Below are 14210 nucleotides of genomic sequence, written 5' to 3'. Positions count from 1 at the left end.
GCGCTGAATGCCGCTGATATGTTGTCTAAACAGGCTCGCTTAGCCGAACACGTGCGACAAGTGGGCGATGATCCGACGCCATACGGATCAAGGTGCTGTCCAGTATGCGCAAGTCGCTGATGCTGTCCGGCACATCACTTAGAATGCGGTCAAGCGGCAGGATAGGCCGGGTCGCAGGGAATGTTGCGCGCGCTGGGCCGGTCAGACTCTGCCCGGTGATAGTTTTCGAGAAAGCCAGGCCACCCCATGGTCGCCATTCGTTCAGGTCTCCCATGATTATGGTTTGCATAGGTGTATGACGTTTCAGAAACTGCCCGATGGTTCGCATTTGAACTATGCGTAAGGGTTGTGACAGTGACAGGTGGGTTGAAATAATCCGTACAGGGCGACCGTTGATCGCAACTTCAGCGACGATTGCCCCGCGATGGCAATGACCCGGCAGATCGATCACATTTGCGAACTGAGTTTCAAACTGTGGGCGTATAAACAGGATCGTTCCGAGAAATCCGTGGCTATCTACCCCCATCTCAGGTGCTCATCCTTGTGAAGATAGATCAGACCTGTCTCCTGTTCGATGCGGTCGATATCAAGGATGCCGCTATGGGGTGGGCAGTCGGTATCGGCTTCTTGCAACGCAATGATATCCGGGGCTGCCTGCGCGATGTCACTGGCCAGCACATCCATTATGCGGGCAGGATCGATCCGGCCATCACGTCCCTGCCCTCGGTGTATATTCCATGTCAGGCAGCTAATGGAGGTCTGCGGCGGTCTGCCATTATCATGGCCTTCTGGTGATACATTATGCATATCCGAAACCATTCTAATGACATCTACGAGATCATCTCATCTACGGACTGGTCAGCGTCAGATGAGAGCGGTAGCATTGTTATAGTTTTTCAGTCAATTCCAGCCTTGGGGGCCACAATGTTCAGAACATTAATAACAAGTGTAATCGCAGTCACATCTCTGACGACTACTGCCAATGCGGAGCCAGCACGTTATGAGCTGGACCCCGAACACACAACGGTTGCCTTTATGATCGATCATATTGGCTATGCCGGGACGCTTGGTATTTTTGGCGAGATCGAGGGCAGCTTCATGTACGACATGGAGACACAAGAATTGAGCGACGTAGAAGTTACCGTCACCTCAAATAGTGTAAACACCTTCAATGAAGCGCGGGACAAACATGTACGTGCTGATGATTTCCTGAGTGTAGACAAGCACCCGGTTATGACATTTACTGCAGATGCCGGTGAGCCTGCCAGTGAGACCAATGGCACTGTGACTGGCGCGTTGACCTTGCTTGGCGAAACCCGCCCTTTGGCTCTGGATGTGACACTAAACAAGGCAGATACTTATCCATTCGGGCACAAGCGCTTCGTATTGGGTCTCACTGTCCGCGGAAGCTTAAAGCGTAGCGACTATGGTATGGCTTACGGCGTCGATAATGGTTTGGTTGGCGATGAGGTTCGCCTGATGATCGAAACCGAAGCAATGCGGGTGGAGTGATTTACTGGCTTGTCGGTGCCGGTCTTTCAAATTCTGGATGAAATCACGGCCTGCAATCGTCAAACATAGACGATTGCAGGCTTAACCATTTACTAACTTACTGATTATTCTACTGTGATTGTGATTACTTCTGATACAACTGGTTCGCTGTGCGGAACGTGATAAAGATCGCCCAGAACCATTTGCAGAGTATGTGTACCAGGCTCTAGCTCTATTGTGGTTTCTGTCTGACCACCGCCGAAATGGACATGGTTTTCATCGGCAGGCAGTCCGTTTTCCAATGCCTCTTTATCCTCATCGCTTTCTCCAAATGCGGGGCGGTTAATCAACAAATGATGGTGTCCCGTATTTTCCGCTTCGGTTCCGGCGGGGGCAACGCCCATACCCGACAGTCCGAAGATGACTTTGACCGGGCTTTTGACTGTCGCGCCATCCTCTATATTGATGAAATATACCTCAGCCCCATCGGCTGCGGGTGTTCCCTCTGCAAAGGCTGGCGCTGTGATAGCCAGTGTTGCTGCCAGCGTAATAGCAAAAAAGTTAGTTTTCATCGTCAATCTCCCTAGAGTACAGTTTCGAACGGCAGACTGCCGTATAGAGAGACAACACACGTATGGACGGAATTATTCATTTTTTTGCGAAGAAAAATCCGCAGGACGTCGTGCGTGATGGCTTGGAGACCGTGTTCCCAAGATTATGGCGCTATGCGCTGGTGCTGACTGGGAAACAGGACGCAGCAAACGATCTGGCGCAAATGGCGTGTCTCCGCGCGATGGAAAAGGCGGATCAATTTCAGATTGGTACACATTTGGACCGCTGGGTTTTCCGCATTGCGCAACGTATCTGGCTCAACGAGTTGCGGTCGCAGGCGGTGCGACGGGGGGCAGGCCTTCTTCCAGTCGAGGATCTGGACCTTGCAGATAAAAACCCCGGACCGGAAGCGAATTATTTCGTGTCTGAAGTGTTACAAGAAGTAGGAAAGTTGCCAGAAGCACAACGGGTAACAGTCATGCTGGTTTATATTGAGGGCTTCAGTTACGCGGAAGCAGCGCAAGTTCTGGATATTCCCGCTGGTACGGTCATGAGCCGCTTATCCGCCGCCCGAAAGCGTTTGAATGCGCAGCTGGGCGAGCAGAATTTTGAGACAGGATGAAACTGATGGATGACATAACAGATGAGACTCTGACAGCCTATCTCGATGGGGAACTAGGTAGTGAAGAAACTCGGCGGCTTGAACAGCAGTTGAAAGCGGATCCGAAAACTGCGGCGCGACTGGATGCTTTGCGTCTACCAGAAGATACGTTGAAGCAGGCGTTTGACGGCTTGCTGGACCAATCGCCGGCCATGTCTGATTTTGGTACTCAGTTCGAGCCGATCAAGAAAGCCCATTCCCGCAAGATTGCAGCCCTTGCCGCTGTATTTGTTGTGGGCATCGCGCTGGGTGGTTTGTTGCGCACGTCTACGTCGCAGCAAGATGGCTGGATGAAATATGTTGCGGCTTATCAGGCGCTCTATGTGACCGAGACGTTAAGTGTCGCAGAGCCGGATAGAACGGGCGCCCAGCTGACGCGCCTTTCGCAGCAGTTGGGACTGGACTTGCAGCCAGCTCAATCAGCGCTTGGTTTGGATTACCGGCGGGCTCAACAACTTGGATTCGATGGTACGCCGCTGATCCAGATAGCCTATCTGACTGAAACGGGCGATCCGTTGGCTCTTTGTATCATTCGGTCTGATAAAGCGGGCCGAAGCACACCGAAGTCTTCGATTATGGAGGGAATGCAAGCTGCAAGTTGGCATGCGGACGGCTATGAGTTCCTGTTGATTGGTGGTTCGGATAAGGCGCTAATTGACCGTGCCGCGCAGGATTTCGCTGCTCGTATATGAAGCTGCAAATTTTCGGTGTGCCATCTTACCCAAGAATGTCAGCACGACACAGAAGGCTGGCTTGGAAAGCGTAGCTCAGAAAACGTGAATCCGAAAAAAGTGAAAAATGCTCAAAATCATATCGTTTCGCTATTGAATCCCCGTAGCAGCGGGCGTAGATACAAATCTCGCCAATTGGCGCGGGATGGAGCAGCCCGGTAGCTCGTCAGGCTCATAACCTGAAGGTCGTAGGTTCAAATCCTACTCCCGCAACCAACTCAAATTGCGATTGACCCGTCCTTGTGGCGGGTTTTTGGCGTTTTAGGGAAATGCCAAGGATTCCAGCAAGATCGCCCCTCACATCGATAAGCATCTCGCCTGCGGTCGGTGTTAAAATGATTTCATCGATTAATGATCGGAGCAACTCTGTGGCCTCCAGTCGTTTCGCCTCAGCTTCGTCCTGTAAAGATTTGTGGAGCTTCGACACTTGCGCTCTGTAGAATCCAGCCATCTCCGGGTGCAGCAATGGCGGAGGCTCATCGGTACTGGCAAGAATACCCTCCAGTTCCTGTTTCCGACCTTCCAGCTTCTTGCTCTTTGCCTTCACCATTTCGATAGGCAGGGCATCATCGAGATAGAGTTGAAGTATTTTCTCCAGATCTCGATCAATCTTTGCAAGCTCTGATCGCCCAGCTTCAATCACTGCGCGTCCTTCCATGCGAAGGCGATTCATCTCGCGTGTAAACTCGTCGCAGAACTCCTTGAATAAGGCCGGTTCCATCAAATGATGCCGTAAAGCGTTTAAGATCCGCTCTTCAAGCCGATCTCGACGTATGTTTTTGCGGTTGTCGCACGTTCCCTTGTTGCGGGCTGTTGCGCACCCCACGAGGTCGGCAGAGATCATGGTGTAGCCACCGCCGCAGCAAGCGCACTTGGTTAAACCCGAGAAGAGGTACTTGGGGCGACGTCGGTCGCGGAAATGGTTCTCTGATTTTGACCCATCACCAGGTTTATGTTTTAGCTTGGCTTGCCGCTCCTTAACGGCTGCCCACAGTTCGTCGTCCACAATACGAAGTTCTGGCACTTCTTGGATGATCCATTCATCTTCAGGGTTCATACGCGCTTGACGTTGGCCTGTGTCGGGATCCTTCAGGAAGCGTTGTCGGTTCCAGATCAGGCGCCCGATATATATCTCGTTGTTCAGGATACCTGTGCCGCGTTTGGTGTTGCCGTTGATCGTACTGAACCCCCAATCGCCGCCGCTGGGCGCCCGAATGCCTTCTTTGTTCAATTCCGTCGCTATCCGCTTTGGTGATTTTCCAGACGCGTAAGCTTTAAGAATCCGACGGATGATATTAGCCTCGTACTTGTTGATTGTGCGATCGCCCCGGATAGGCTCGCCTTCGGAAGAGAATTTCTTGACGACATCGTATCCATAAGCGTTTCCACCACCGGATTTACCCATCTCAACGCGACCGCGGAGCCCCCGGCGAGTTTTGTCGGCAAGATCCTTGAGAAAAAGCGCGTTCATTGTGCCTTTGAGGCCAACGTGGAGATGCGTGATCTCCCCTTCTGACAGCGTGATGATCTTCACGCCCGCATATGCCATCCGTTTATGCAGGCCTGCAATGTCTTCCTGATCGCGTGATAGACGATCCATTGCCTCTGACAGAACAACGGCAAAACGCCCCTTATGCGCATCTGCAATTAAAGCCTGAATACCTGGCCTCAATAGTGAAGCACCGGACACCGCGTGGTCGGAGTATTCCTCTATAACTGCCCAGCCCTGTTTTTCCGCGTGTAACCGGCACACCCTGAACTGGTCTGCGATCGACGCGTCTCGCTGGTTATCGCTTGAATATCGGGCGTAGAGGGCGACTTTCACGGTTTCATCTCCTAAAGCATTAGGATTGCGGCCGTCTGTGCACTCCCGACTGCTGGTCATACCATTCTCTTGCAGCACGACGCGCTAGAAGGCGAACCAACTCAGTTAAGCGTGGGTCGTGACCGCTTGTCGAAAGACGCAAGGGACGACACGTGTCGTTTTTGTTCTTTCGATGCGTTTGAGACCTTTTCATTATAACGCCGTCTGATTGAAATGGAAGGTAAGTCCATTGAGACAATCGCGGATCCAGCGCGTCTAAGCAACGCTACGTGGGGCGAAGTGTATCGTGTGAAGGGATGCAGGTAGCGTTATTTTTTTCGCTTAGCGTAAGATCGCGCAGAATGGCGTAGTGCAAATACTTGCATATTTCGACGCACAATCCCGTGGCTAGGTTCTGACGCGACCAAACAAGCGTCCGCCGATCCAATTTATGGACTGCAGCGCGGTGGGATCTCTAGCTCAACTCAATAGAGCGCCGCCCTCCGAAGCGAGAGGTCACAGGTTCCAATCCTGTCGGGCGCCATTTCTTTGTCTTCAGTTGTAGCTATCAGCGTATTTCGGCTTGTCCAACAGGCTGACCTACGGCCGATCACCCGTGAACTTTGTTATGTTTCTCGCGACCGCCTCTTCGATAAACGTGGCAACAGCGCGCACACGGGCGGACCCGGCCAGGTCTGCGTGAATGGCAAGCCATAACTCCTGTGACATGGCATCAACGTCACTGGGTATTCGGATGAGGTCGGGCTCGGCGTCCGCGAGGAAGCAGGGAAGTGCGGCCAGTCCCAGGCCCGACAGAGCAGCGGCAACCTGGGAATAAAGGCTTGATACGACCAGAGCGGGTTGCCGACCACCTAGTATCTGTTCGATCCACTGCGCGGCGGGAAGGTGTGCATAGGGTTCTGACCAAACAATGAAACGGTCGGCTCCGAACGGTCCGCCATCGGGCAATTGTTGGCGGCCTTCGATGTACACGCTCGATCCATAGATCCCGTATCGCTGCGTCCCAAGGCGCCGAACCGCAACATTGCCTTGCGTGGGCCGGATCAGGCGAAGCGCCAGATCGGCCTCTCGTCTGTGGAGGTTTGCTGATCGGATATCGGTGACAATCTCAAGGGTCAGGTCGGGATAACGGTCTGCAAGTTTCGGAAGTTCCGGAATCAGCAGGAAGTTTGCCAGATTCTCTGCTGTCGCCAGACGAACCCGCCCATGCACGATTTCGTTGGTTTCCGCACGCCGCTCGAATGAAATGGCAGCGTGTTCGATCTTTTCCGCGCGGGGTAACAAGTCGTCACCTTCGTCGGTCAAAACATAGCCCGTCTGCGACCGTTGGAAGAGATGAACGCCCAAAGCCGTTTCCAGTGACTCTATCCGGCGACCAACAGTGGACGCATTTACACCTAGATATTTTCCGGCCCGGTTCAGGCTTCCAGACCGGGCAACAGCGAGAAAATCCCGGACGAGGTTCCAGTCAATGTTTTGCATAGATGCAATATAGCCCTGCAGACACCGCCCTTCAACTGCGCAACTTGCAAAACTAGATTGAGGCAAAACAATGAACTGGAGTCGCCGATGAGCACGATCAAACAGGATCAGAGGATTTATAACACTTTGGGAAAGGTTGAGGGAGGCCTCCGTGTCTCGGCGCTTGGTCTAGGTTGCATGGGCATGAGCGAATTCTACGGCGCGCATGACGATGTTCAATCAATGGCCACCTTGAACCGCGCCCTCGATCTGGGTGTCACCTTTCTCGATACGGCCGACACATATGGCTTGGGCCACAACGAGGAACTGATCGCCCAGGTGATCAAAGCGCGTGGTCGCGATGCAATGGTAATCGCTACGAAATTTGGCATTCAACGCGAAAAAGGCGCTTATGCGCGGGATATCAACAACGATCCCGCATACGTCCGCGCAGCATGCGAAGCTTCGTTGAGGCGTCTTGGAACGGATCGGATCGATCTCTTCTACATTCACCGAGTCGAAACGAGCCGCCCGATCGAAGAGCCGATGGCAGAACTGTCGCGGCTCGTCGCAGAGGGCAAAATCAGACATGTCGGCGTCTGCGAGGTCAGTCCCGAAACGCTGCGTCGCGCCAATGCGGTTCATCCTGTAACGGCCGTGCAGAGCGAATACTCGCTATGGACGCGCGAACCTGAGCAAGATGTTTTCGATGTCTGCCACGAGCTTGGCATCGGCTTTGTGTCCTACTCACCGCTCGGGCGTGGGTTCCTGACAGGCGCGATGACGTCGGTGGACGATCTGGAGCCGGACGACTTCAGGCGGGCCCATCCGCGATTTCAGCGTGAAAATCTGACTGGTAATCTGGCGATTGTCCGTACCCTGCAGGACCTCGCCAGAGAAAAGAGCTGCACGCCGGCCCAACTGGCGTTGGCATGGGTCATCGCGCAGGGACACCGGTACGGCGTCCACATTGTCCCGATCCCCGGAACGAAGAGAGCTTGGTATCTCGAAGAAAACGTTGATGCGCTGAACGTCGAACTCACCGCCGCCGATCTGGAGCGTCTGGATCGGCTAGTGCCCGCCGGTGCTGCACTGGGCGAACGGTATACGGAGGAAGGCATGAAAGGCGTCAACGCATGACGACCGAAACCCGCGCCGTCCTCCTATCCTGCGCGGCGGCGTTCTTCTGGGGTTCCAATTTTGAGGCAACAAAACTGGCACTTGATACGCTGCCGCCATGGACTGCGGCAGCCGAACGGTTTGCGATCGCTTCACTTGCCATCGTGCTTTGGATGGTTGTCAGAGATGGCGCGAATACCGAAACGATCCGGCGCAACTGGTTTGCATTTTGCGTTTTGGGCATTCTCGGGGTTGCGGGCTTCAACGCGGCCCTGTTCATCGGAATGCAGACCTCAAGCCCGGTCACAGCGGCGCTCATCATGGCAACGACGCCGATTACCGCAAATCTATTGCAGGCCGTCTGGGACCGTAAAATGCCGGCAATGGTCATGTTCGGAGGCATGGCGATAAGCTTGTTGGGCGTGGCACTCACCGTGGGCGCGTTTGCGAAAGCCTCTCTGGCGAACGGCGACATTGTGATCCTGGCTGGGAGTGTCGCGTGGGCTGCCAATACGGTGGGCTGCAGAATCTTCGTCCATGAAGCCACTCCCACGGAAACCACGACCTGGACGATGTTGGCTGGGACGGTTGCACTGGTGATTGGTGCATTCAGTTTCGAAAACCCCATGACAGCCATCACCATTGGCGATGCGCAGTCCCATACTGCGACGATCTATATGGGTTTGGCAGGATCAGTCCTCGCCTATCTTTTCTGGCAAGTTGGAATTGCATTACGTGGTCCCGGACCCACATCACTTTTCTTCAATCTGGTTCCCGTTTTCGCGCTTGTCATTGCCTTTGCCTTCGGGCACCTACCGTCAGCGATGCAAATGATTGGCGTGGTTTTGGTTATTGCCGGCGTATTGATTGCTAATAATCGCCTACCCTTATTAATGCATGGCCGCTCGAGGATTTGACACGATCCAAAGTCTGTTGGCCAATATTTAGAATCCATGAACCATGGAAATACAATGGCGATCTAGTCCGTTTTCATGCAGTCATACGGACGCTTTAATAAGTAGGAGATACCCATAAACTCATGGTTCTGTTTGAGCGGAATAGGAAAGATGGCATTTGAACTGAGGCACATCCGATACGTTATTGCTGCCGCCGAGCAACATAGCTTTCGACGTGCCGCAAACGTCGTCGGAGTCCATCAGTCTGCCATCAGTCGGCGCATTCGTGATCTGGAAGACGAACTCGGTGCGTCGCTATTCAATCGACATTCTGGTGGAGTCGAACTCACGATTGCCGGTCAGAACTTCCTCGAACACGCCAAGCGCGCGATGGGTCAGATCGAATGCGGAGCCACATTGGTGAACGCCCACGGCTGCGGCATTGCCGGCATAATTCGCATCGGTATTTTCTCTTCCCTCTCCTCCGGATTTATTGCCGATCTGTTGCACGCCTATGAGCATCGGCATGCCGATGTGCAGCTCGACTTCATCGAGGGCGCACCTTGCGAGCATCTCTCCGCCATCCGTCAATATAAGCTGGATATCGCGTTTCTGACGGGGCCAACCTTTCCGCCAGACTGCGAGGGTCAACATCTCTGGACAGAACGCGTTTACGTCGTCCTTCCCGAAGCGGATGAACTTGCAGGCCGAACCGAAATAGCCTGGGATGACCTCCGTCATCGCCATTTCATCGTCAGCCGAACCGACCCCGGCCCCGAGATTCACGATTTTCTCATCAAACATCTAGCGCGGCTTGGCTACCATCCCAGTGTCGAGTATTGCGCGGTCGGTCGCGACAATCTCATGCAACTCGTCTCTTTGGGAAAGGGCCTGACGCTCACCAGCGAAGCCACGACTGGTACGACCTTTCCACGGGTCGTCTACCGCTTATTGGCTGGGGAAGAACTTCCCTTCTGTGCCATATGGTTGCCGAAGAACGATAATCCGGCGCTTCGCAGGTTGCTCAGTTTGGCCAGAGTGATGGCAAGGCGCAATGGGCTGTGCAACAGTACTGCAAAATCACTTATCGCGACGCCGCCGGCATCGAAGACGCACTAGCTTCTTTTCCGGACGTTCGCCGCGCTTTCGCGAACCCCCTATCAGTCGCCATGAAGCGCTCAACCATTGGCGCGATCAATTTGGCCGGCTTTTCTACTGGTTGCCCGGTTTCGCGGCCCAGCACTTCGGCATAGTCAACCAGATCCCGATGCACCGCCGCTGGCAGTTCGACCGTCACCTTGACCGGCTTGTCGTCGGCGAGAGGTCCGAGCTTGAGTTTGGTCATCAATACCCCCTCTGCGGCTCGAGGATCAGATCGCGGGTGACGATCACACGCACCGGGAAACCTGGACGGATCGTCAGGGTGGGTGGCACTTCGATCTGTCGGCGCACGATTTCGCGACCGGTATTGCCAATTGTGTCCTGCGCACCGTCGCGTATGGCAGAAGCGATTTCATCGCTATCGTCCGTTACAAGTTCAGCGCCGATATTCAGCAAGGTCGAGAGAACAGCGGCCCTTGCGATGCTTCCCCAATGATAGTCGACCCCATCCTCCAGACCTGCATAGCCAGCGCCGTCGGCCCCTGGCTGTCTTTCGAGAACGATGGACTGGCCACCTGGAAGAATAAGCCGGTTCCAGACCAACAATACCCGGCGCTGGCCAAACCCGACACCATTATCATATGCGCCAATCAGACGCGTGCCCTGAGGAATGAGCAAATAGCGACCAGACGGGCTATCATAAACATTCTGGGTGACCTGAGCGACAATCTGGCCCGGCAAGTCGGATCGAACGCCGGTGACGAGGGCCGCTGGGATGACGGCGCCTGCTTGAAGCACATAGGGCGAGACGGCAGGCGAGACACGATCCGGGGAGACTGTGCGCCGATCGACTGGTGCATTGAGAAAGCTCAACTGTCTGTCTTGTGCAGTAGGCGTTTCGGTGTTGCCGAGCCCTGCCGGCTGGAAGCCAGCAAGGGGCTGTACCGACTGACCACTCAAACCTGACTGCGCCGTCTCGCCTTGCGCAGAAAAGAAGAGCGTGCTCGTGCGGGCGGCTTCCTGTTCGGCCAATCGTTGCTGCTCCTCAGGGTTGGGGCCGGGCATTGGGGACGCTGGGACAGGCCGACCTTCCTCCTGGGCACGGCGGATCGGACGGCCGAGATCACCGGGAAGCGCCGGTCCGAGCTGCGGAACGCCGCTGTAGTCGGACGGCAGGTGGCGCAACTCGTCGGCAGTCGGCCGGTTCTCCGTCGTATAAAGTTCATTGGGGCTCACGCCCTCGTCGCGGCCCTGTAAGGCAAAAATCAATGCACCGCCGATGCCGAGGCATGTGACAATGGCGAGCCCGGCGAGCACTTTGCGAGACAGCCGCACGACACGCGGCGGGTCGGCGCGCAGCCGAAAGGCCTCCTTTGCCGCAGTTCTGTCTGCGTTCTGAGGGTCAGGGTCGGGCTTAGTGGGTCTCTCACTCATTGTCTTGACCTCCCGTCGGTACGGACAATGCGAACCATTTGCTGGTTCTCGCCGCCAAGCCGCAATTCGGCGGCTGCAAACAGGCGATCCACGATCAGGATGTTGCGATGGACGCGGCTGTTGACGACCTGCGCCTCTCCACTAGTGCCAATGACAAAGAGTGGCGGCATTTCGCCCTGCACGATCCCGCGCGGAAACACGACATAGACCCGGCGCCCATCATCGAAGACGGTCTGCGGTCGCCAGGGTGGTGTGTCACCCTCAAGCCCATAGCGGTAGTGGCGCTGCGAAGTGGAAGGAATGATGGGCTGCGCAACGGCTGGTAGTCGCGTTTCCGTCCGCACCTGTGGATAGGCCCAGGAGATGGACGGCATGTATGACTCTTCATTGGCGCGCAGTTCAACAAGATAGGTGCGTCGGTCGGTGTTGACGATCAGATTGGTGGAGATGTCGGGGCGGGTGGGTTTGACGAGAATGTGGACCGTGGCACTGCGCCCATTCCCGCTGGTCGTATCGCCGATGATCCATCGGGCCGTATCTCCGGCAGCAATCGGGCCTTCGCCGGTCAGGCGCTCGCCGGGTTCGAGGGCGATATTCGTGATCTGACCCGGAGCAGCATAGATCTGATAGAGCGCACCTTGGCTGTAGGGAAAGACCTGGATTGCATTGTAATAGCCCTCGCGGCGCGGTTCGACCCGGGCGGCGGCGTTGGCATTGACCACGCGCGCGCCCGGCGTCCGGGCATCCGCATCTCCGCCCCGCGATGGCTTCCAGGCAGGCGGCGTGTGAAGCGGTGTGGGTGGCTGCTCGACAACTCGCGGCGGCGGCGCGGGAAGGGACGGCACCGCATTGTCGTAGTCAATCTCGGGCGGCGTGTAGGTCGCGCAACCGGATAGCAGCAGGGCCGTGGCGAAAGCGAGCGGGGGATAAGACTGTCTCATTCCTGAAGCTCCCGTGACCAGTTGATGGCGTGGACATAGATGCCGAGTGGGTTCTTCCGCAGCCGTTCTGTCGTGCGCGGCGGTTGCACCGATATGGTCAGAATGGCCGTCCAGCGCTCGGTCCCGGCAAGACTGCCGTCCTGATAGCGGCGCTCTGTCCAGGCAATCCGGAAACTGTTGGGTGAGGCCCGTATGACACTGGAGACGTTGATCGAGATCTGCACCTCACCGACCTTGGCGAAGGGATCATTGGCGCGGGCGTAATCGTTGAGTGCCAGCGCGCCGCGATCCGTTGTGAACTCATAAGCCCGCAGCCAATTCTGGCGCACGATGACCGGGTCAGCGGCAATCGAGCGCACCTGCTCAATAAAGCGGGCTAGATGGAAGGCGACCTGCGGATCAGTCGGTTGATAATCCGCTGTGGCGGGTGCGACGGTCTGGGCTTCCCCCAAGTTGTCGACCTCAACCACCCAGGGGACAATCGTCCCGCGCGCCGATTGCCAGACGAGACCAGCCGCCAAACCGGCGGACAGGAACAAGGCGCCGAACGCCATCAACCGCCAGTTCTTCGCCTGTACCCGGGCGGAGCCTATGCGCTCGTCCCAGACCTGTGTTGCTTTTTGATAAGGGGTCTCGGGTGCGGGGGTCTTGCCATAGTGGAGCGCGGGTCGTTTGAACATCAGCTGTCCCTTTCAGAAAGATTGATGGATGCCCCGCCGCCTTGGCTGTCGCCGGAACGGACAGCATGGGCAGCGGCAGTGGTGCCATGGTGGAGGGATTGCGTGCGTTTCATGCGGGTGGCCCAGGCGGGCGGTCTATTGGGCGACGCTGCTGCGCGTGCATCGGAGGCACCGCCTTTAAATGTGCCGCCGCTGGCCTCAATCGCTGCGCGTCCGCCGCTGCGGGCACTGTCGCGCAAAGCACCAGCGGCTTTCTTCAAGGGGTTGGTCGCAACACCGGCCCCGGCTTTGGCAACACCGCCCATCCCACCGGCAACACTGGCCGCGCCACTCTTCCCGGCCGCGCCAAGGCTGTAGGCGGTGGTAGCGCCGCCGGTCATCGCAGCCCCGCCGCGTGCGCCCGCAGCGACACTGCGCGCGGCAGCGCCTGCCGCCATGCCCGTTCCGGCCAGACCCGCAGCGGTGACGCCTGCAGCGGCGAGGCCCGTGCCGACCGCTGCACCAGCGCCCAATTGCGGACCGCCTGAGATCAATCCATTGGCGATGCCAGGGCCGAAGATTCCGAGACCGAGCAGCGAGAGTGCCGCCAGCACAATGGCCATGGCGTCTTCAATATTGGGCTGCTCGCCGCCAAAGCCTGCTGTGAATTCGGAAAACAGGGTCGAGCCAATGCCAATGATGACAGCAAGGACCAGTATCTTCACGCCTGAGGAGACGACGTTGCCAAGCACACGTTCGGCGAGGAAAGCGGTCTTGCCGAACAGCGCAAAGGGAATGAGGATGAAGCCCGCCAGCGTCGTCAGTTTGAACTCGATCAGGGTGATGAAGAGCTGGATGGCCAGAATGAAGAAGGCGAGCAGGACCATCATCCAGGCAAACATCAGGACAATGATCTGGATGAAATTCTCAAAGAAGCTGACATAGCCCATCAGGTCCGAGACGGACGCAAGAATGGGTCGTCCTGCATCAAGTCCGACCTGGGCGACGCGGCCTGGACGCATCAAATCGGCGGCGGTGAATCCAGTACCGGTTGCTTGCAGGCCGAGACCGGCGAAACTCTCGAACACGATGCGGGCCAGCGCATTCCAGTTGGAGATAATATAAGCGAAGATACCAATGAAGAGGGTCTTCTTGACCAACCGCGCGAGGATGTCGTCATCCGCGCCCCAGGCCCAGAAGAGGGCTGCAAGCGTTACGTCGATGACGATCAGCGTGGTCGCCAGAAACGCCACCTCTCCGCCAAGTAGGCCAAAACCACTGTCGATATAGCGGGTGAAGACCTCCAGAAAGCGATCAATGACGCCCGTGCCATCCATGA

General features: G+C 56.3%; 16 protein-coding genes and 1 tRNA gene. 7 read left to right on the top strand and 10 right to left on the bottom strand.

The genetic code is table 11. The annotated features are described in order from the left end of the window. Positions 1 to 25: 25 nt before the first annotated feature. Positions 26 to 526, bottom strand: coding sequence for an endonuclease/exonuclease/phosphatase family protein (locus tag ACZ1HF_RS13255; RefSeq protein ID WP_472657955.1), 501 nt, complete (start codon positions 524 to 526; stop codon positions 26 to 28). Further along, the gene (locus tag ACZ1HF_RS13250) at positions 517 to 819 is read right to left on the bottom strand and encodes an endonuclease/exonuclease/phosphatase family protein (protein ID WP_472657954.1); all 303 of its coding nucleotides are present in this window, start codon (positions 817 to 819) and stop codon (positions 517 to 519) included. Before ACZ1HF_RS13250 ends, ACZ1HF_RS13255 begins: the two co-directional genes overlap by 10 nt. A 105-nt stretch (positions 820 to 924) precedes the next feature. Here ACZ1HF_RS13250 and ACZ1HF_RS13245 point away from each other — a divergent pair, with 105 nt between their 5' ends. Next, a complete protein-coding gene (locus ACZ1HF_RS13245; RefSeq protein WP_472657953.1) occupies positions 925 to 1512 on the top strand; it encodes a YceI family protein in 588 nt (195 codons plus the stop codon). Positions 1513 to 1616: 104 nt separating this feature from the next. Here ACZ1HF_RS13245 and ACZ1HF_RS13240 read toward each other — a convergent pair whose 3' ends face one another. Continuing rightward, a complete protein-coding gene (locus ACZ1HF_RS13240) occupies positions 1617 to 2063 on the bottom strand; it encodes a DUF4399 domain-containing protein (protein ID WP_472657952.1) in 447 nt (148 codons plus the stop codon). A 62-nt stretch (positions 2064 to 2125) separates the two neighbouring features. On the opposite strand from ACZ1HF_RS13240, the gene ACZ1HF_RS13235 reads away from it, so the two are divergent. From ACZ1HF_RS13235 to ACZ1HF_RS13225, 3 genes are all read left to right on the top strand, one after another. After that, positions 2126 to 2665 (top strand): RNA polymerase sigma factor, encoded by a 540-nt coding sequence (locus ACZ1HF_RS13235; RefSeq protein ID WP_472657951.1) that lies wholly within the window; start codon positions 2126 to 2128, stop codon positions 2663 to 2665. A 5-nt stretch (positions 2666 to 2670) separates the two neighbouring features. Further along, positions 2671 to 3396 carry an anti-sigma factor family protein gene (locus ACZ1HF_RS13230; protein WP_472657950.1) on the top strand — a complete coding sequence of 242 codons (726 nt, stop codon included), beginning with the start codon at positions 2671 to 2673 and terminating at the stop codon, positions 3394 to 3396. Positions 3397 to 3574: 178 nt separating this feature from the next. Continuing rightward, positions 3575 to 3651: transfer RNA gene (locus ACZ1HF_RS13225), tRNA-Met, on the top strand. On the opposite strand, the gene ACZ1HF_RS13220 is transcribed toward ACZ1HF_RS13225, so the two are convergent. Next, complete coding sequence (locus ACZ1HF_RS13220) at positions 3608 to 5320, bottom strand: recombinase family protein (RefSeq protein ID WP_472659048.1); 1713 nt, start codon at positions 5318 to 5320, stop codon at positions 3608 to 3610. The two genes, ACZ1HF_RS13225 and ACZ1HF_RS13220, sit on opposite strands and share 44 nt — an antisense overlap. Before the next feature lie 519 nt (positions 5321 to 5839). Then, positions 5840 to 6742: a LysR family transcriptional regulator gene (locus tag ACZ1HF_RS13215; protein ID WP_472657949.1), complete on the bottom strand. Its 903-nt coding sequence runs from the start codon at positions 6740 to 6742 to the stop codon at positions 5840 to 5842. 87 nt (positions 6743 to 6829) lie between these two features. Here ACZ1HF_RS13215 and ACZ1HF_RS13210 point away from each other — a divergent pair, with 87 nt between their 5' ends. The 3 genes from ACZ1HF_RS13210 to ACZ1HF_RS13200 all read left to right on the top strand — a co-directional run bounded on the left by ACZ1HF_RS13210 (position 6830) and on the right by ACZ1HF_RS13200 (position 9855). Next, positions 6830 to 7861, top strand: a complete 1032-nt coding sequence (locus ACZ1HF_RS13210) for an aldo/keto reductase (RefSeq protein WP_472657948.1) — start codon at positions 6830 to 6832, stop codon at positions 7859 to 7861. Beyond that, the gene (locus ACZ1HF_RS13205; RefSeq protein WP_472657947.1) at positions 7858 to 8757 is read left to right on the top strand and encodes a DMT family transporter; all 900 of its coding nucleotides are present in this window, start codon (positions 7858 to 7860) and stop codon (positions 8755 to 8757) included. The genes ACZ1HF_RS13210 and ACZ1HF_RS13205 overlap by 4 nt, the downstream gene beginning before the upstream one ends. A 150-nt stretch (positions 8758 to 8907) precedes the next feature. After that, complete coding sequence (locus ACZ1HF_RS13200; RefSeq protein WP_472657946.1) at positions 8908 to 9855, top strand: LysR family transcriptional regulator; 948 nt, start codon at positions 8908 to 8910, stop codon at positions 9853 to 9855. Here ACZ1HF_RS13200 and ACZ1HF_RS13195 read toward each other — a convergent pair. The 5 genes from ACZ1HF_RS13195 to trbL are packed head-to-tail and all read right to left on the bottom strand — an operon-like array spanning position 9821 to position 14208. Further along, positions 9821 to 10081 (bottom strand): DUF2274 domain-containing protein, encoded by a 261-nt coding sequence (locus ACZ1HF_RS13195; RefSeq protein ID WP_472657945.1) that lies wholly within the window; start codon positions 10079 to 10081, stop codon positions 9821 to 9823. The genes ACZ1HF_RS13200 and ACZ1HF_RS13195 overlap by 35 nt on opposite strands. Further along, positions 10081 to 11271, bottom strand: a complete 1191-nt coding sequence (locus ACZ1HF_RS13190) for a TraB/TrbI/VirB10 family type IV secretion system protein (RefSeq protein ID WP_472657944.1) — start codon at positions 11269 to 11271, stop codon at positions 10081 to 10083. The genes ACZ1HF_RS13195 and ACZ1HF_RS13190 overlap by 1 nt, the downstream gene beginning before the upstream one ends. Further along, on the bottom strand, positions 11268 to 12212 hold the full coding sequence (gene trbG, locus ACZ1HF_RS13185; protein WP_472657943.1) for a P-type conjugative transfer protein TrbG: 945 nt from the start codon (positions 12210 to 12212) through the stop codon (positions 11268 to 11270). The genes ACZ1HF_RS13190 and trbG overlap by 4 nt, the downstream gene beginning before the upstream one ends. Next, positions 12209 to 12892 (bottom strand): conjugal transfer protein TrbF, encoded by a 684-nt coding sequence (gene trbF, locus ACZ1HF_RS13180; protein ID WP_472657942.1) that lies wholly within the window; start codon positions 12890 to 12892, stop codon positions 12209 to 12211. Before trbF ends, trbG begins: the two co-directional genes overlap by 4 nt. Beyond that, positions 12892 to 14208, bottom strand: coding sequence for a P-type conjugative transfer protein TrbL (trbL, locus tag ACZ1HF_RS13175; protein WP_472657941.1), 1317 nt, complete (start codon positions 14206 to 14208; stop codon positions 12892 to 12894). Before trbL ends, trbF begins: the two co-directional genes overlap by 1 nt. Positions 14209 to 14210 lie beyond the last annotated feature (2 nt).

Source organism: Litoreibacter sp. GN1-5 (genome assembly GCF_055693805.1).
The sequence above is the reverse complement of the archived record's forward strand: the minus strand, read 5'-3'. Positions and strand labels throughout refer to the sequence as shown.